Annotated in this window: 5 protein-coding genes; 4 read left to right on the top strand and 1 reads right to left on the bottom strand. The window is 68.7% G+C overall.

What is annotated here, in order from left to right; all coding sequences use genetic code 11:
* Positions 1-18: 18 nt before the first annotated feature.
* Complete coding sequence (locus ACIBK2_RS31610; RefSeq protein WP_396972466.1) at positions 19-1,128, bottom strand: methyltransferase; 1,110 nt, start codon at positions 1,126-1,128, stop codon at positions 19-21.
* 732 nt (positions 1,129-1,860) lie between these two features.
* On the opposite strand from ACIBK2_RS31610, the gene ACIBK2_RS31605 reads away from it, so the two are divergent.
* The 4 genes from ACIBK2_RS31605 to ACIBK2_RS31590 are packed head-to-tail and all read left to right on the top strand — an operon-like array spanning position 1,861 to position 18,993.
* Positions 1,861-7,266 carry a type I polyketide synthase gene (locus ACIBK2_RS31605; protein ID WP_396972464.1) on the top strand — a complete coding sequence of 1,802 codons (5,406 nt, stop codon included), beginning with the start codon at positions 1,861-1,863 and terminating at the stop codon, positions 7,264-7,266.
* A complete protein-coding gene (locus ACIBK2_RS31600; RefSeq protein WP_396972462.1) occupies positions 7,266-12,566 on the top strand; it encodes a beta-ketoacyl synthase N-terminal-like domain-containing protein in 5,301 nt (1,766 codons plus the stop codon). The genes ACIBK2_RS31605 and ACIBK2_RS31600 overlap by 1 nt, the downstream gene beginning before the upstream one ends.
* Positions 12,563-17,392, top strand: a complete 4,830-nt coding sequence (locus ACIBK2_RS31595; protein WP_396972460.1) for an alpha/beta fold hydrolase — start codon at positions 12,563-12,565, stop codon at positions 17,390-17,392. Before ACIBK2_RS31600 ends, ACIBK2_RS31595 begins: the two co-directional genes overlap by 4 nt.
* Entirely contained in the window at positions 17,389-18,993 is a 1,605-nt protein-coding gene (locus ACIBK2_RS31590) for an FAD-dependent monooxygenase (protein WP_396972458.1), read from the top strand. The genes ACIBK2_RS31595 and ACIBK2_RS31590 overlap by 4 nt, the downstream gene beginning before the upstream one ends.
* Positions 18,994-19,025: the final 32 nt, after the last annotated feature.

The following is a 19,025-nucleotide window of genomic DNA, read 5'->3' as shown; positions in this document are numbered from 1 at the left end:
CTCGGTGGCGGGGCGAGGTCATATTGGGCGGGCCTCCAGGATGTTGTCGGGGGCCGCGGTTTCTACTCGTCGAATGAGTTCGAAGCCGTTGGCGGACAGGAGAGTTCGGAAGTCCTGTTCGGTGCGTTCGCGGCCGCCGACGACTGCCAGCATTTCCAGGTCGATCAGTTTGCCGAACTGGCGGCGGTTGTCCGACGGCAGCACCATCTCGATCAGCAGCAGTTTCGCCGAATCCGAGATGGCCGCGCGCACGGTGCGCAGGATGCGGCCGGCGTCGGCGTCGTACCAATCGTGCAGGACGTGCTTGAGGATGTACGCGTCGCCGCCGGTGGGCACCGACTCGAAGAACGAGCCCCCTGCGACGGTGCAGCGATCGGCCAGACCGAGGGCGGCCAGACGCGTCGGGACCTCGGCAACCACCTCCGGCATGTCGAACAGGATGCCGCGCGACCGCGGCGCACGGGTCAAGAGCTCGATGAGCAGTCGGCCGTGGCCACCGGCGATGTCAACGATGGTGCCGTACTGCGCGAAGTCGTAGGCGGCCAAGGTCGGGAGCAGTGTCAATTCCGAGGCGCTGGTCTGCGCGGCGTCGAACATCTCGCCGAACTCGCGGTCCTTGCGGGTGAAGTCGAACAACGGCATACCGAGCACCTGCTCGGCGACGGGGTCGCCGGTGCGGACCGCCTCCGCCAGCTGCGACCACATCGCGCGATGCTGGGCGGAGCCGTAGAACTGCAGGATGCCGCGGATCGAGACGGGGACATCCGCGCGCAGCGGCTCGGCCAGGGAGGTCAGCTGGTAGCGGTCGCCGTGGCGGGTGAAGATGCCCTCGGCCAGCAGGGGCCGCAGCAGTCGGGCCAGTGCGTCGGCGCGGGCGCCGACCCGGGCGGCCAGTTCGTCGAGTCGGAGCGGACCCTCGGCGAGGGCATCGGCGACACCGAGTTCGGCTGCCGCGCAGAGCGTTTGCATGAGGAAGCCGCCCTGGACGATATCCAGCAATGCCACCGGCGCGGGCGCGGTGCGGCGCAATGCGGCGGTCAGGAGACTACGGAATCGATCCACAGCCCGCAGCAGTGGCAACGGCGGAATCTTGGGCAGCGGCGAGGTCTTGGGCTGTTCTGTGACCATTTTCGTCCCCCTGGGGCGAATAGCGCGATCATCGGCGACCACGCGTCGCCGAGACAATACACATTAACTGACATACGTACCGGTCGGGCCAGATCAGTCCGCCCGAACTCTATTAGCTGAATCGGTGGATGCTCGCTATTCAGCGAGAATCCGTACTGATAGCCCCGAGGCTATACGGTGATCCAGTTCGTAGCATTCCCAGGATGTGTATATCTATTGACAGATAAGGGGATGGTGGGGTTGATGGATCAATCACCCCTCTGCAATGGAACTTGTAATACCTGTTAGCTATTGATTATCCGGAGCGTTTCATCCGCTCGGCACCTCGGTCCAGTGAGCGGCGGTCGGGCCGACGACATGGGCGTAGACCCACTTGACCTCGCTCTTCCGTGTCTATCTTGAACATGTTTCGGCCTATGCGCCGCCGGTCTTGTGTGCAATAATACATCGTGCACGATGGATCTCGATTGATCGCCCAGCCGAGGATGTGACCATAGACACTCGCCGCCATTGAACCGGCTGATCCTCGAGACCGTTGTATGAACCGTCGGGGAACTTCGCTTGATCTCCTGCCGCTGGAAGGAGCTATATGCCTCGGGAGGGCGCAGCGCCGGGATAATTGTCGTGCGGTCGAATTGACCCGCGGCAATCTCGTGAAGATTCTCGTGGTCGAGTCAGGGGGCTTTTGAATACCGTGCTCCCCGGGACTTTCTCTCTATCTCAGGGATAAAAGTGATCAATCAGTGTGCGGGTGTCGCCGATCCGATCGCGATCGTCGGCATGGGTTGCCGGTATCCGGGCGGGGTCTCGACACCCGGCGAACTGTGGGACCTGGTCGCCGCCGAGCGATGCGCGATCACCGAGCTTCCGACGGACCGTGGCTGGGACCTCGATCGGTTGATCGGCACGCCCGGCGAGCAGTCCGGGGCGATCGTCACCCGGTTCGGCGGATTCGTCGACGGCGGTGCGGATTTCGACCCCGAGTTCTTCGGAGTCTCCCCGCGTGAGGCGGCGGCGATCCATCCGGCCCAGCGGCTGATCATGATGACCGCCTGGGAGGCGATCGAACGCGCAGGCATCGTTCCCGCAGCGCTACGGGAACAGGAGGTCGGGGTGTTCGTCGGCATCACGGGACCGGACTACGGGCCGCGCTGGCACCGGACGCCGGAGGACATCCGCGGCCGGGTGCTGACCGGAACCGCACCGAGCATGGTGTCCGGGCGACTGTCGTACTTCCTGGGTGTCACCGGGCCGTCGATGTCCATCGATACCGCGTGCTCGTCCTCCTCGGTGGCCATCCACCTCGCCTGCCAGTCGCTGCGCACCGGCGATGCCACGCTCGCGCTGGCCGGCGGTACCACCTTCCACGGCACCCCGGGCGTGTTCACCGAGTTCAGCCGACAGGGTGCGATGTCGCCGGATGGAATCTGTAAATCGTTCGCGGACACCGCGGATGGCACCGGCTGGGGCGAGGGCGCCGGAATGCTGTTGCTGGCCAGGCTGTCCGACGCACGCCGGCTCGGATACCCGGTGCACGCCGTGATCGTCGGCAGCGCGGTGAACCAGGACGGCCCGAGCACCCGGCTCACCGCGCCGAATCCGGCCGCGCAGGAACGAGTTATCCGCAAGGCGCTCGACGCCGCAGGCCTGGTCGCCGCGGACGTCGACGCGGTGGAGGCGCACGGGACAGGCACTCGGCTCGGCGATCCGATCGAAGCGAACGCCGTGATCGCCACCTACGGCCAGGACCGTGCGGCCGACCGGCCACTGTGGCTCGGTTCGCTCAAGTCGAACATCGGGCACACGGTCGGTGCCGCGGGTATCGGCGGCATCATCAAGATGGTCCTCGCGATGCGGCACGGCCTGCTGCCGCGCACGCTGCACGTGGACAATCCCAACCCGTTGATCGACTGGTCGGCGGGACACGTGCGACTGCTCACCGAGCCCGTCGACTGGTCCGATACCCAGACGCCGCGCCGCGCCGGCATCTCCTCGTTCGGTGTCAGCGGCACGAACGCGCACATCATCATCGAGGAGCCACCGGCACCCGACGAACTGGCCACCGCCACGACGGGATCCGAGCACCACCTACCGACAGCGTGGGTGATTTCCGCGCGTACCGAGATGGCATTGCGCGCACAGGCCCGTAGGCTCGCGCGGCAGGTACGGGAGCATCGGAACGACGATGTCGCGGCACTGGCACCCGCATTGTGGTACGGCCGTTCACGATTCGAGCACCGGGCGATCGTGACGGGAACGGATCGGATCGATCTGCTGAACGGTCTCGACGCGCTGATCAACGGCGAGTACACCGACACCGTGCACGCCGGTGTCGCCCGGTCCACGAACGCGGCGGTGTTCGTCTTCCCCGGGCAGGGCGCGCAATGGGCGGGCATGGCCACCGCACTGTTCGAGCAGTCTCCGGTGTTCGCCGCCGAACTCACCGCATGCGCCGACGCGCTCGCACCACACTGTGACTGGGCATTGCTGGATGTGCTGCGCCAGGCGCCCGACGCCGCGAGCCTGGACCGGGTCGATGTCGTGCAGCCCGCGCTGTTCGCGGTCATGGTGGCGCTGGCGAAACTGTGGCAGTCCTACGGCGTGTACCCCGGCGCGGTGATCGGGCATTCCCAAGGCGAGATCGCGGCCGCCCACATCGCGGGCGCGCTGACGCTACCGGATGCCGCCGCCATCGTGGCGTTGCGCAGCCGAGCCCTGCGTACGCTCTCCGAATCCGAGTACGGAATGGCCTGGGTCGCACTGGATTCCGACCGCACCGCCGAATATCTCGCGGGTAGCTCGGTGCCGCTGAGCATCTCCGCCCGCAACAGCCCAACGGCCACCGTGTTCGCGGGCCCGGCCACTGCGCTCGGCGAGATGGTCGACGCGATGGAGACCGCGGGACACCACGCGGTCGTGCTCCCGGTCGACTACGCCAGCCACTCGCCGCAGGTGGAATCGGTGCGCGCCGAATTGCTGGAGACGCTGGCCGATATCACGCCCATCGCCTCGACCGTGCCGTTCTACTCGACCGTCACGGGTGAGCTCCTCGACACCCGCGAACTCGACGCCGGGTACTGGTACCGGAATCTGCGCCAGCCGGTGCGATTCGTCGATGCGGTACACGCCGCCCTTGCCGACAACCACCAGGTGTTCATCGAGACCAGCCCGCATCCGATGCTGCTGAAGTCGGTGGCGGACATCGCGCACGACGCGTCCACCGAGGCGGTGACGGTCGCCTCGCTGAGCCGAGATGACGGCGGGGCAACACGATTCGCCACCAGCCTCGCCCAAGCGCATGTTCGAGGTGTCGGCCTCGACCCGTCCGCGTTCTTCGCCGAGACCACCCCGGCGCATATCGAGTTGCCCACGTACGCTTTCGCGAACCGTCGCTTCTGGCTCGAGGAAAACACTGCGGGCGAATCCACGGTCCCTGGTCTGCGGAGCACCGGCCACCTGCTGGTTTCCTCCGCGCTCGAGCTTCCGGACACCGAGGGCTGCCTGCTCACCGGCAGCGTGTCGGTGCGCACTCATCCGTGGCTGGCCGACCATGCGGTGCAAGGTCGCGCGGTCCTGCCTGGTGCCGCGGTCGCCGAGCTGGCGATGCGGGCCGGAGACGAGGTGGGCTGTGGCAGGGTTGTTGAGCTGACCCTGCACCAGCCGGTCGTGCTGCCGGAAACAGGTGCGCTGGAGCTCCAGGTCGCGGTCGGCCCGCCGGACGACGACGACCGCCGCAGCGTGCGGATGTACTCCAGGGCCGTCGACCGGTCGACCGATGAGTGGACCCGCCACGCCGACGGCTTGCTCGGGCGCGAGGACACCGAGCCATCCCACGGCGAGGACCAGTGGCCACCGATCGATGCCGATCCGATCGAACCAGACGACGTCTACGCCACGTTCACCGACACCGATATCGCCTACGGACCGGCGTTCCGTGCGTTGTCCGCCTGCTGGCAGCGGGGCGAAGAATATTTCGCCGAGGTACGACTCGCCCCGGATCGCGAACCCGAAGCCGCTCAATTCGGCTTGCATCCAGTCCTTTTCGACAGCGCCCTGCACCTCTTGGCGCTGGCGGGCGTGACCCGCGACGGCGTGACCCGGCTGCCGTTCTCCTGGACCGGCGTCAGCCTGCACGCCACCGGCGCGACCAGCCTGCGTGTCCGGCTCGCACCCGCGGCGTCCGGCTCGTACACGGTGACGGCCACCGACGCGCAGGGGCAACGGGTGCTCACTGTCGACTCGATCGAGGTCCTGCCGGTCGCCGAGGACGCGGTGCGCGCCGGTGCCCGGCTGACATCGCTGTACGTTCCCCACTGGGCTGCGGTGGCGATCGACGCCACGCCGCCGACCGGCCGATGGGCGATAATCGGCGGTGCGGCAACCGAGATAGACTGGGGCACAGCGTCAGTCACCGAGTATCGGGACGTGTCCGCCCTGCGTGACGCGCTGTCGGGCGGCGAACCCGCACCCGACGTCGCGGTGCTGCCGGTCGCCGTGCACGACACCGCACCGGTGGCGGAGGTGCTCGGCGACCTGCAGGGCTGGCTGGCCGAGCCGCGGCTGGCAGGGACCCGGCTCATCATCCTGACCGAGCACGGCGTGGCCACCGTGGACGGCGAGGACACCGACCCGGCGATGGCGGCCATCTGGGGCCTTACCCGCTCCGCGCAGACCGAGCACCCCGGCCGGATCATGCTGCTGGACACCGACGCTCACCCGGACTCGCTGACCGCCCTGCCCGGCGTGCGATCCACCGGCGAACCTCAGCTCGCACTGCGCCAGGGAACGGCGACCGGGTTCCGCCTGGCCCGCCAGCGGCAGACACCGCCGCGCGGGAATCGTGCACTCGACCCCGACGGCACTGTGCTGATCACCGGCGGCACCGGCACACTCGGCGGCCTGTTCGCCCGGCACCTCGTCGCGACCCACCGCGTGCGGCACCTGATGCTGGCCGGTCGGCGCGGCGCCGACGCGCCCGGCGTCGGCGAACTCGTCGGCACCCTGCAGGATCTCGGCGCCGAGGTCACCGTCGTGCGATGCGACACCGGCGACCGGGACTCGGTGGCCGCGACCCTGGCCGCCGTGCCGGCCGAGCACCCACTCACCGCGGTCCTGCATGCCGCAGGCACGCTCGACGACGCACTCCTCGAATCGTTGACCGCCGAACAGGTGGCCGCGGTGATGACACCCAAGGCAACCGGCGCACTGCATCTCGACGAGTTGACCCGCGACCACGATCTGGCGGCCTTCGTGCTGTTCTCCTCGTGCGCAGCCACATTCGGCACTGCCGGGCAGGCCAACTACGCCGCCGCCAACGCGCTGCTGGACGGCCTCGCCCAGCGGCGACGGTCGAGAGGCCAGGCCGCGACGACACTCGCCTGGGGCTTGTGGGACGAGCGCAGTGAGATGACCGCGCACATCGACGCGGGCAACCGGGTGTCGGTCGCCCCCGGGGTTCAGGTCGAGGCCATGGGCACCTCGGAGGGGCTGGCACTGTTCGACGCCTGCTGGCTGTCGGAAACCACAGCGGCCGTGCCGGTTCGGCTGATCTTCGACCAGAACGGTTCCGCCGCAACGGTTCCGCCACTCCTGCACGCGCTGGCGCCGCGCAACCGCCGCCGCGTCGTGGCCGATCCCACACCGTCGCCGGAGCAGTCCGCATCGCAGCTCGTGGCCCGGCTGGCGCGGATGCCGGAAGCCGAACAGCGGCGCACCCTGGTGGATCTGGTCCGCGAGCACGCCGCGGCGGTGCTCGGTCAGGAATCGCCGCACGCGCTGGCACCGGAGCAGTCCTTCCGCAGCTTCGGGATGGAATCGCTCGGTGCCGTCGAATTGCGCAACCGGCTGAGCGCGACAACCGGGACTTGGCTCACCGTCGCGGTCATCTTCGACCATTCCACGCCGGCCAAGCTCGGTGCGCATCTGCACCGGCTGATCACGGCCGCACCGACCGGCCAGACCGCGGCCACCGCATCGGCCGACCGAAATGTGGCCCCGCCCAACCGGACCACGGATCGACACCCGACGGTGTCCCCGGTCGAGGAGATCGACGACTTGGAGATCGACGACATGGATGTCGACGCCCTGCTGAACCTCGTGAACGGTGGCAGCGGTACGGCCACCGGAACGGCCGAGTGATGACTGCCGCCCAGGACCAGATCGTCGCGGCGCTGCGCAAGGCGATCAAGGAAAACCAGCGGTTGCTCAAGGAGAACCGGCAACTGCGGCACCAGGCCGGAGAACCCATCGCGATCGTGTCGATGGCCTGCCGGCTGCCGGGTGGCGTCCGCAGTCCCGAGGACATGTGGCGGGTGCTGATCGACGGCACCGACACCGTCGGCTCCCTTCCCGCCGACCGCGGCTGGAACATCGACAGCTTCTTCGACCCCGAGCCGGGCCTGCCTGGCAAGTGCTACACCCGGCATGGCGGATTCCTTTCCGGTGCAGACGAATTCGACCCCGGCTTCTTCGGCATCTCACCGCACGAGGCAGTGGCCATGGACCCCCAGCAGCGGCTGCTGCTGACCACGACATGGGAGTTGCTCGAGCGGGCCGGTATCAAGCCGGAATCCCTGCGCGACACCAGAACCGGGGTGTTCACCGGACTGCTCGGCGCGGACTACTACCCCGGAATGGACCGCACGCCGGTGGAATACGCCGGCTATGCCATGACGGGCAGCGGCGCCAGCGTCGCCTCGGGCCGGGTGTCGTATCTGCTCGGGTTGACCGGTCCGGCCCTCACCGTGGACACCGCCTGCTCGTCGTCGCTGGTCGCCATTCATCTGGCGATGCGGTCGCTGCGCGCGGGCGAATGCGAGCTCGCGGTCGCCGGTGGTGCGACGGTGATGGCCACTCCCGAGGTGCTGATCGAGTTCAGCATGCAACGAGGGCTCGCGGCGGACGGCCGGTGTAAACCGTTCTCCGCGACCGCCGATGGCACCGTGCTGGGGGAGGGGGCCGGGGTGGTGCTGCTGGCCCGGCAATCGGTGGCCGAGCGGCTCGGCTACCCGATCCTGGCGTTGATCACCGGTTCGGCGGTCAACCAGGACGGCGCGAGCAACGGCATGACCGCGCCGAACGGCACCGCGCAACGAGCGCTGATCAGCGCGGCGCTGGCGGATGCCGGGTTGACCGCCGCGGAGGTCGATGCCGTGGAGGCGCACGGAACCGGAACACGACTCGGTGACCCGATCGAGGCCGAGGCGCTGCTGGACGCCTACGGGCCGGGACACAGCGCGGCCCGGCCACTGCTGCTCGGCTCGTTGAAATCCAACTTCGGGCATCCGCAGGCCGCGGCCGGTGTCGCAGGGGTGATCAAGCAGGTGCTCGCCATTCGAGCGGGTGTGCTGCCCAAGACATTGCATCTCGACCGGGTCACCGCGCAGGTCGACCTCGCCGGCGGCAACATCGCGCTGCTCGACGCGCAGCGTCCCTGGCCCGAGGTGGATCGGCCCAGGCGCGCCGGGGTTTCCTCGTTCGGGATCAGCGGCACCAACGCCCACCTGATCCTCGAGCAGGCACCCGAACCCGCCCGGTCCGCGACGCCGCGCCCCGAAACCACTGTCCCGCTGTGGGTTCCGGTGACCGCGCGCGACGCCGAGGCGCTCGCCGCGCAGGCCGCGCGCGTACGTGATCACCTGGGCACCCATCCGGACCTCGAGCTCGCCGATGTGGCCTACTCACTGGCTACTACCCGCACCGCGTTCGAGCATCGGGCGGTCGTGCTGACCGATTCGCGGACGCGGTTGTCCGAGGCGCTGGACGCGCTGTCTCGGGGCGTGCCGCATCCGCTGGTGTCCACCGGCCGTGCAGGGCACGGCAGAGTGGCCTTCCTGTTCGCCGGCGAAGCCGTCCTCCGGCCCGGCCTGGGTGCTGGACTGCATGCCCGAAACCCGTTGTTCGCCAGTACATTCGACGACATCACCGCAGAGTTCGACCGGCATCTCGACCGGCCGCTGCGTGAACTGATGTTCAGCACGACGCCGTCCGACACGACACTGCTGGCCACGCCGGAGTACGCGCGGCCCGCACTGTTCGCGTTCGAGGCCGCGTTGGCCGCACAGCTGCGGGAGTGGGGCGTGCGACCGGATTACCTCGGCGGGCATGGGCTCGGCGAGCTGACGGCCGCCTACGTCGCCGGTGTCTGGAGCTTGGCGGACGCCTGCGCACTGGTCGCAGCACACAGCATGCTGACAGCCGCAGTGCCTTCCGGAGCGGCGACAGCCGAGTCGGCGATCGGCCGATTCCGTTCGGTCGCGGAGGGCCTGTCCTATCGGCGGCCAGACCTGCCGATCTTCTCTGCGGTGACCGGTGACCTGGACGACGGCGAGCGGCTCATATCCCCGGACCACTGGGTCCGGCATGCCACGATGCCCGCGCGATTCTCCGCTGCCGTCCGTGCTCTGCGTCTCGCCGGTGTGTCGGCGCTGCTGGGTATCGGGCCGGACGGCACCGTCGCGGCTATGGCCGCAGAGTGCGGCAACGAGATGGCGGGTATCGAGGCCCTCGACGTATTACCTACCGGCCCTGTCGAATACGAGGCGGATGCCGTTGCGCGGGCGCTCGGCGCCGCGTACTCCGTCGGCGTCGAGGTCGACTGGGATCGGGTGTTCGCCGCTGCCGAACCGCGCCGGGTCACGCTCCCGACGTATCCGTTCGCCGAGCGTCGTTACTGGTGGGACCTGCACGCGCACAACGAAATTCGGACACCGGCGGCAGCCGCAGCGCAGGATGAGCCCGCGGCGAACGACGTGCCGCGCGGCGTCCGGCTGGCGGCCTCGGTGCGCGAGCTGATCGCCGCTGTCGCCGGTTACACCGACGCTGACATGGTGGGCGACGGATCGTTCCACGACCTCGGGCTCACCTCGGTCGGCATGCTCACCCTGCATCGGAAGCTGGAATCGGTCACCGGTCTGCGCCTCCCCAAGACGGTCGGCTTCGACCATCCCACGGTGCCCGCGCTGCTGAACTACCTCGACGAGCGGTTGGCTCAGCGCGACCAAGAGCAGCAGGCTCGGAGCGACACCGCCGCATCCGCACTCACCACCGCACCTGACGTCACCCCGGCCCCCGATGTCCCGAGCGCCGACGTCCGTCCCGAGTTCGGCACCGGCGCAACGGAAGACCTCGATGCGATTGCCATCGTCGGCATGGCCTGCCGCTATCCCGGTGGGGTGCGCGGACCGGAGGAACTGTGGCGCTTGGTGATGGGAAAGACCGATGCCGTCGGGGAATTCCCGCACGACCGCGGTTGGCCGAGCCTGCTCTACCACCCGGACCCGGACAACCCGGGCACCAGCTACACCCGGCACGGCGGCTTCCTCGCCGACGTCGCCGATTTCGACGCCGCGTTCTTCGGCATCTCCGCCCGTGAGGCCAGCGCGATGGATCCGCAGCACCGGCTACTGCTGGAGACATCCTGGGAAGTGCTGGAGCGCGCGGGAATCGACCCGGCCACCGTCCGGGGCACGCCGACCGGCGTGTTCTTCGGCATCGCCCTGCAGGACTATCGACCGGGTACCGCGGACGCCACGGACACGCTCGGCGGCTACCGGATCACCGGGCTCGCGCCGAGTGTCGCGTCCGGGCGCGTCGCCTATGTACTCGGCACCGAGGGGCCTGCGGTGACGGTGGATACCGCGTGCTCGTCGTCCCTGGTCGCCCTGCACCTGGCCGCCCAATCGCTGCGGAGTGGCGAAAGCACGCTCGCGCTGGCCGGGGGTGCCACCGTGATGGCCGGTCCGGCGGCGTTCGTTGAGTTCAGCAGGCAGCGCGGGTTGTCGGCGGACGGCCGCTGTAAGGCGTTCTCCGCCACCGCGGATGGCACCGGCTGGGCCGAGGGCGCCGGTGTGCTGTTGCTGGAACGGCTGGGCGACGCCCGCCGTCACGGGCATCCGGTGCTGGCGTTGATCCGGGGCACCGCGACGAATTCGGACGGCACGAGCAACGGTCTCACCGCGCCGAACGGCACCGCGCAGCAGCGGGTTATCCGCGCCGCGCTGGGCAATGCCGATCTCACCCCCGCCGATATCGACCTGGTCGAGGCGCACGGCACCGGGACGGTGCTCGGTGACCCGATCGAGGCCAATGCGCTGGCACAGACCTACGGTGCGGCCCACTCCGCCGACCGGCCGGTGTGGCTGGGTTCGCTCAAGTCGAATATCGGGCACTCGATGGCCGCGGCCGGTGTCGGCGGCGTGATCAAGACGGTGCAGGCGATGACGCATGCCACGATGCCGCCGACTTTGCATGCGGCGCAGCCGTCTTCGCATGTGGACTGGAATTCCAGCGGACTGCGACTGCTCACCGAGGCCAGACCGTGGCCGGATGCGACGCCGCGCCGGGCGGCGGTCTCGGCGTTCGGAATGAGTGGCACCAACGCACACGTGATCCTCGAGCAGGCCCCGCCGATGGCCGACGCGAGGCGGAACGGACCGGCGGATGTTACCGGCGCGGTGCTGGTGCCGATCTCCGGCCGCTCGGCCGACGCGCTGCGCGCACAGGCACAGCGACTGCTCGGCCATCTCAACGATCACCCCGAGCTGGCGCACACCGATGTCGCCTGGTCACTGGCGACGGGGCGGTCGCCGATGCGTCATCGCGCGGCGCTGGTGGCGAGCAATCGGGTGGAACTGCTCGCCGGTCTATCCGCCATCGCCGCGGGTGAGCAGGGAGAGTCCGCCGCGGTGTGGATCGGCACAGCGGGGAAGACCGCGCCGCCGCTGGGACCGCACCGTGATGTCCCGGAGTTCCTGCGGGCGCTGGCCGCGGCCTATGCGCACGGCCTCGTGCCCGCCTGGCCGGAGGTGTTCGCGCACGTCGCGGTCAGCCGAGTCGACTTGCCCACCTACGCGTTTCAGCGGTCGCGGTACTGGGCGATGCGATCGGCCGATTCGGCGTCCAGCGCTGTCCCGCGACCGGCACCGGTCGCTACACCCACGCCACCGACTCGGTGGGCACTCGTCGGCGCGGACGACAGCCTCCGGCAGGAACTGCTGATGGAACGCATCACCGCGCACACGGCGGCGCTGCTCGGCATCGGCGTTGTGGAGATCGATTCCGATGACGGTTTCTTCCAACTCGGCATGGACTCGATGATGGCAGTCGATCTGCGCAGGCTGCTGGAACAGGATCTGGGTACGGAATTGCCTGGCACTGTGCTCTTCGAGCAGCCCAATGTCCGTGAGCTGACCGACTTCCTGATCCAGCACACCGATATCACCGCCACCGACATCGAGTCCGAGTCCGAGTCCGTTGCCCGGTCCCAGCCTGTTGCCCGCAGCGAAGCCGCCCCGGTCGAGACCGACGCCGGATGGCAAGAGTCGCTCGCCACCGCCGACCCCTCGGACGACCTTTCCGACGATGATCTCCTGGCGCTGCTGGAGGCGGAGATCGACAAGGCAGCACAGGTACGTGCAGGACGGGACATCCGCCGATGAGCAACCGTGACACCGTCCTGCGCCGTGCGCTCATCGAGATCAGGGAGTTGCGCGCGGCGCTGGAAACCGCCCAGCGCGACCGCAACGAGCCCATCGCCATCATCGGCATGGGCTGCCGGATCCCGGGCGCGGACGGACCCGCCGCCTTCTGGGACCTGATGCGCTCGGGAATCGATGCGGTGACCGAGGTGCCCCCGTCGCGCTGGGACGTCGACGCCTTCCATGATGGAGACGGCAGGACCGAGGGCAAGGCTTACACCAAGAGCGCGGCACTCCTGGAGGACGTGGACGCCTTCGACGCACCGTTCTTCGGCATCTCCCCGCGTGAGGCCGCCTACATGGACCCACAGCAGCGGCTGTTTCTCGAAGTCGGTTGGGAGGCAATGGAAAACGCGGGGCAGGCCGCCGACGCGCTGAAGGGGTCGAAGACCGGCGTCTTCGTCGGCGTCACCGGTGGCGACTATTTGCAGAGCATCATCCAGCGATCGTCCGCGGCGGACCTCGACGCCTACGCCATGACCGGGAGCGCGTCCACGTTCGCGGCCGGGCGGCTGTCGTATTGGCTGGGTCTGAACGGTCCGAGCCTTTCGGTCGACACCGCCTGTTCGTCCTCGCTGGTGTCGGTGCATCTAGCCGTCCAGAGCCTGCGCGCCGGTGATTGTTCGATGGCACTGGCCGGTGGGGTGAACGCACTGCTCGCGCCGGAGGCGTTCGTGTTGCTGTCCAACGCGAACATGCTGTCCCCCGACGGGCGGTGCAAGACCTTCGACAAGAGCGCCAATGGCTATGTGCGCGGTGAGGGTTGTGGTGTCGTGGTGTTGAAACGCCTGGCCGACGCCCTCGCCGACGGTGACCACATCCACGCGGTCATCCGTGGTTCCGCAGTGAATTCCGATGGCCGCAGCAGCGGTATCACCGTGCCCAATGGCAAAGCCCAGCAGGCGGTGATCCGTGCTGCGCTGGCGGACGCCGCCGTGTCCGGTGCCCGGATCGGTTATGTCGAGGCGCACGGGACGGGCACCGCGCTGGGCGATCCGATCGAGATGCGTGCCCTGAGTGCCGTACTCGGGCCGGACCGCGACGCGCGGTCTCCGGTGATCGTGGGCTCGGCCAAGACCAATATCGGTCACCTGGAATCCGCCGCCGGTGTCGCCGGCCTGATCAAAACCGTTCTCGTGCTGCGCAATGAGCAGATTCCCGCGCTACTGCACCTGCATGAGGTCAATCCGGAGATCGGGCTGGACCTCCTACCGGTGACGCTGCCGATGGAGTTGACGCCGTGGCCGCGGACCGCTGAGCCGCGGCTCGCGGGTGTAAGTTCGTTCGGTGCCAGCGGAACCAATGCGCACGTCGTGCTGGAAGAGGCCCCCGCGCCGGCCGCCGCGGCCGAAACCGCCGACCGCACAGAGCAACTGGTGACGCTCAGTGCCCGCTCCGAGAGCGCGTTGCGAACGCTGGCCCGCCGCTATGTCGAGGACCTCGGCGACGCCGGGTCGTTGAGCGATATCGCGTTCACCGCCAACACCGGTCGCGCGAAGTTCCCGCACCGGGTGGCGGTGCGCGCGAGTTCGGTTGCCGAGCTTCGTGATCGGCTCGGTGAACTCGCCGACGGGGGTCACCCGTCCGGACTGCATCGAGGGCGGGCCGAGCGCGCTCAGCCCAAGGTCGGCTTCCTGTTCACCGGGCAGGGCGCGCAGTACGCGGGAATGGGCCGCGAACTGTATCGAACCGATCCCGGCTTCCGCGCCGACCTCGACCGCTGCGCGGAGATCCTCGTCGGACTGCTCGACCGCCCGCTGCTGTCGGTGCTTTTCGGCGACACCGCGGACCTGATCGATCGGACCCGTTACACGCAGCCGTCGATGTTCGCCCTGCAATACGCGTTGGCCCGCTTGTGGATGCGCTGGGGGGTGCGGCCGAGCGCGATGGTCGGGCACAGTGTCGGCGAACTGGCCGCCGCGTGTGTGGCGGGCGTGATCTGCCTCGAGGACGGTCTGCGCCTGGTGGCCGAGCGCGCCCGGCTGATGGATGAGCTGCCCGAGGGCGGCGCGATGGCCGTGGTCTTCGCCGACGAGCCGCAGGTCGTCGCGGCGATCGCCGTGCATCCGGAGGAACTGGCTATCGCGGCGATCAATGGACCGGCGAATGTCGTGATATCCGGTGTAGCCGAGCGCTTGGACTCGGTGCTCGCCGCACTGGCCGAGCGGGGTGTGAAGTCGCGCCGACTGGCCGTGTCACACGCGTTCCATTCGCCACTGCTCGATCCGATGCTGGAGAAGCTGCACCGGCTCGCGGCGGACATCGAGTTCGGCTCGCCCCGAATCCCGTTGGTATCCAACCTGACCGGAGATTTCCTCGGCGGCGACGGCACCACCCTCGACGCCGACTACATCCAAGACCACGCCCGCTCCCCGGTCCGGTTCGCCGACGGGCTGGCGCGGCTCGTCGACCGCGGGTGCTCGGTGTTCGTGGAGATCGGCCCGGCACCACATCTCAGCAGTATCGCCAAGAACAGCCTGCCGCCCGGCGCACACCACTGGCTCGCCTCGCTGCGCCGCGGCAAGGGCGAGTGGACGACCCTCCTGGACAGCCTCGGTGCGCTGTTCACCCTCGGCGGTGTGGTCGACTGGGCGGGCTTCGACCAGGGTTACCGCCGCCGTCGCGTCGAATTGCCGACCTATCCGTTCGAACGTAAACACCACTGGTTCAGCGAGTCTCAGCGATCGGCAGCACCGGTGGTGTCTCCCACCGCGCCGCCGCTGGACAGCCCGACCCTGTTGGGCAGCCGCGTCAGTTCCCCGCTGGACCTCGCCCAGTACCAGGCCGAGCTGAGCGTCGCGACGCATCCGAGCCTGGCCGACTGCGTATCCGGGGACGCCACGGTCGTCAACGCCGGGTTCCATCTCGAGACGATCATCGAGGCCGCGCGGCGGATCTGGACGTCTGGGCAGACCGGGGTGCGCGCCGAGGGCATTGTCATGCAGCAGGCACTGATCCTGCCCGAGAATGGCAGGCTCACAACACAATTGGTCACGCTCGGCGAGGGCGACGCCCGCCGATTCGCCTACCACAGCCGGGGCGTGGACGGCGCGCAGTGGCCGCTGCACGCGCAGGGCACGCTGGTTCCGGCCACCGAAACACGGGGGACTCTCGGCGCGGAGTGGGTGACGGACATCGAGACCCGGTGCCCTACCGAGATCGCGGGATCGACGTTCTATCGGGAGCTCTGGCAGCGGCGCATCCACCTCGGCCCTTCCGCCCAATGGCTGGCCTCGATCAAGCGGACCGACGGTGAGGCGCTGGCGCGTATCCGCCCCGCGGATGCCGTGGAAGTGGCGCAGGGCTACGAATTGCATCCGGGGATTGTGGATTCCGCGCTCCAACTGCTGACCGCGTGCCTGCCGTTGAGCGAGTCGGGCTCGCTCGGCGAGACCGTGGTCATGGCAATGGAGATCGAGGAGTTCGTCTTCTTCGGTTACGACGGCGGCGAGATGTACTGCCACGCCAAGATGCGAGGCAGCGCAAGCGATTCCGATCTGATCACCGCGGACATCGTGCTCGCCGCACCGGATGGTCGGCAGGTGGCCCGGATGATCGGCGTGCACCTCAAGGCGACTACGCAGGCGGCGTTGCTGGCCGCGATCCGTTCGGCCCCACGGCGAGCAGCCCACATGTCGGTGGCCTGGGCGCAGGGATCATCGGCGGGCTCGTCGCAGCTCGGCACCGAGATCACGGAGTTGCTCGCGATCGGCGATCGGGATACCGCGCGACATCGTTTGCGGGACTTGCTGACCGGCACCGCCGCAGCGGTATTGGAGTGCGCGCCCGGCGACATCGGACCTGACGATCCGCTCGGCGAGCTCGGCATGGACTCCCTGCTGGCGGTCGAGGTCCAGCAGAAAGTCAGTGCGGCACTGGCGGTCTCGCCACCCGCAGCCTGGTTCCTCGACCTGCCCAGTATCGCCGGACTGGCCGACAGGCTGCTCGACAGTGTGGCGGTGACCCACACCCAAGCCGTGACCGCCGATGCGGGACACAGCGGCCGCTACACCGGCCCCGGTGGTATGCGCATGGTCGACCATGGCAGCGGCGAACCGATCCTGTTCGTGCACGGAGGTGCGTTCGGTGGGCCGGAATCGTGGCAGACGCAGCTGCCGCTTGCGGACCGGTGGCGATTGCGCATTGTCTCCCGGTTAGGTTACGACGACAGCGCCCCAACGGAATTCGAGGATTACCTGACCGACGGGCGACTGCTTGCCGAGGCGCTCGGTGACGGTGCGCATGTGGTCGCCCAGTCCTACGGCACACTCGGCGCGATGATCGCCGCCGCGGCCCGGCCCGAAGCGGTCCGCTCGCTGACTCTGATCGAGAGCGCGGCCAGCTTCGTGGCCCGCGGCAGGCCGGCCGTGGACGCGTACGAACGTGCGATGACACAGCTTTTCGCCGAGCCCGTCTCGGATCCGATCGCGTTGTTCCGTCGGTTCTTCGGCATTATCGAACCCACCGCGACCTTCCCGGAAACGCTCCCGGCCGGGTTGCGCGAGTTCGCGACGCGGGTGGCCGCGGGCGGGCGCTTGCCGTGGGAAGCGGAGGTCCCGCTCGAGCCCTTGCGTGCCGCCGGCATCCCCATCCTGGTGGTCAGCGGTGGGCAACGTCCGGTGTTCGAGGAGATCAGCGACGCGCTGGCCGAGCGCCTCGGCGCACAGCGCCTGCTGGTGCCCGGCGGTCACGGCACGCAGAACACGGGCGCGCCCTTCAATGACGCGCTGGAGCAGTTCCTGCACCGGGCGAGCACGTCCACCCCTTCCCCAGGAGAGTCCGCATGAGCACGCCACCTGACAGCACGGCCGTCCTGATCGCCGGTGGTGGACCGGTGGGGCTGGCGGCGGCCATGGAACTCGGCACTCGGGGCGTGCAGTGCGTGGTCCTCGAGCCGCGCGCCGAGGTGTCGTTCCTGCGGCCGCGCGCGAAGACAACCAGCATCCGAACAATGGAGCACTTCCGCCGGTGGGGACTGGCCGACGAGATCCGTAAGGCGGCGCCACTCCCGGTGTCGTGGTCGCAGGACGCGGTGTTCGGTACGAATCTGCTAGGACCCGAAATCACCCGATTCACCGACTGTTTCGGTCTGACGCCACAGGCCTCGGAGCTGTTCGCCGAGTCCGGCCAACAGGTTCCGCAACCGATCGTGGAGCAGGTGCTGCGGGAGGCGGTGGCGCAGTTGCCGAATGTCACCTTCGTCACCGGCTGGGCGTTGACGGGGTTACACGAGTCCGCCGAGGAGGTCCTGGTCGACGCGGTGTGCGGCGACGGAACCCAGCGCACGGTGTCGGCCCGATACGTGCTGGGGTGCGACGGAGCCAACAGCAGGACCAGGGAGTTGCTCGGCGCGCGACTGGAAGGATCGCAAGATGCGCTGAGCAACCTGAATATCGTGTTCCGCGCGCCCGGGCTCGCCGAGCGGGTGCCGCACGGACCGGCTGTGCACTACTGGGTTTTCAACCCCCGGGTGACCGGAGTACTGGGCCGCTTCGATCTGGCCGACACCTGGTGGGCCGGCGCGAGCGGCCGGGGCGCGGACACCGATATCGCAGGCATCCTCGCGGATCTGGTGGGCGCTGAGGTCGAGGCGGAGATTCTGTCCACGGACGAGTGGAGTGCCCGAATGCAGATTGCCGATCGGTTCGGCAGCGAACAGGTTTTCCTGGTCGGCGACGCCGCGCACCTCAATCCGCCGTGGGGTGGGCATGGATACAACACCGGCATCGGTGACGCGGTGAACATCGGCTGGAAACTGGCGGCCACCCTCGCCGGTTGGGGCGGCGCGACGCTGCCGGCCAGTTACGAGCCGGAGCGGCGTGCGGTCGCGTTGCGGACGGTCGCCGAGACGGTGGCGAACATGCAGGCGGTGCTGCGCATCCGGCACGCGGAACCGAGTGGGGTGGCCGCGGCGATCCAGAGCGGCATGGCGGCCGAATTCCACAGTCTCGGACTGGTTCTCGGCTATCGGTACGACGATTCCCCGGTGATCGTGGCCGACGAGCCGGGACCGGATTCCGTGGACGGGCCGCTGAGCTACACGCCGAGCACTCGCCCCGGTGCTCGGCTGCCGCACCACTGGCTCGCCGACGGCAGGTCGCTCTACGACGCGCTCGGTGCGCAGCTGACGTTGCTCAATCTCGCCGAGAACGGGTCAACGACAGCCGCTTTCGCGAACGCGGCTCGCGCGCTCGGAGTGGATCTGGTCGTCATCGACCATGCCAAGGCCCCGGACACTGCGTCCCGCAACGACGGGACGGCATCGGCCTTGCTGGTGCGCCCCGACCAGCACATCGCGTACCGGCAGGTGGGCGATGTTTCGGCAACAGAGGCCGAATCGGTGCTGCGCACAGTGCTCGGGCACGAGCCCCGACCACTGGTCCCGTAGCTGCTGCGTCAGCGCCGCTTCGTCGACAAATC

The organism is Nocardia sp. NPDC050175 (genome assembly GCF_044459885.1).
GTDB lineage: Bacteria > Actinomycetota > Actinomycetes > Mycobacteriales > Mycobacteriaceae > Nocardia.
This window is presented reverse-complemented; position numbering and strand designations above follow the sequence as displayed.

Coding starts and splice junctions, on each gene's coding strand:
- ACIBK2_RS31610 (WP_396972466.1), bottom strand. CDS start 1,128: ATGGTCACAGAACAGCCCAAGACCTCGCCGCTGCCCAAGATTCCGCCG.
- ACIBK2_RS31600 (WP_396972462.1), top strand. CDS start 7,266: ATGACTGCCGCCCAGGACCAGATCGTCGCGGCGCTGCGCAAGGCGATC.
- ACIBK2_RS31595 (WP_396972460.1), top strand. CDS start 12,563: ATGAGCAACCGTGACACCGTCCTGCGCCGTGCGCTCATCGAGATCAGG.
- ACIBK2_RS31590 (WP_396972458.1), top strand. CDS start 17,389: ATGAGCACGCCACCTGACAGCACGGCCGTCCTGATCGCCGGTGGTGGA.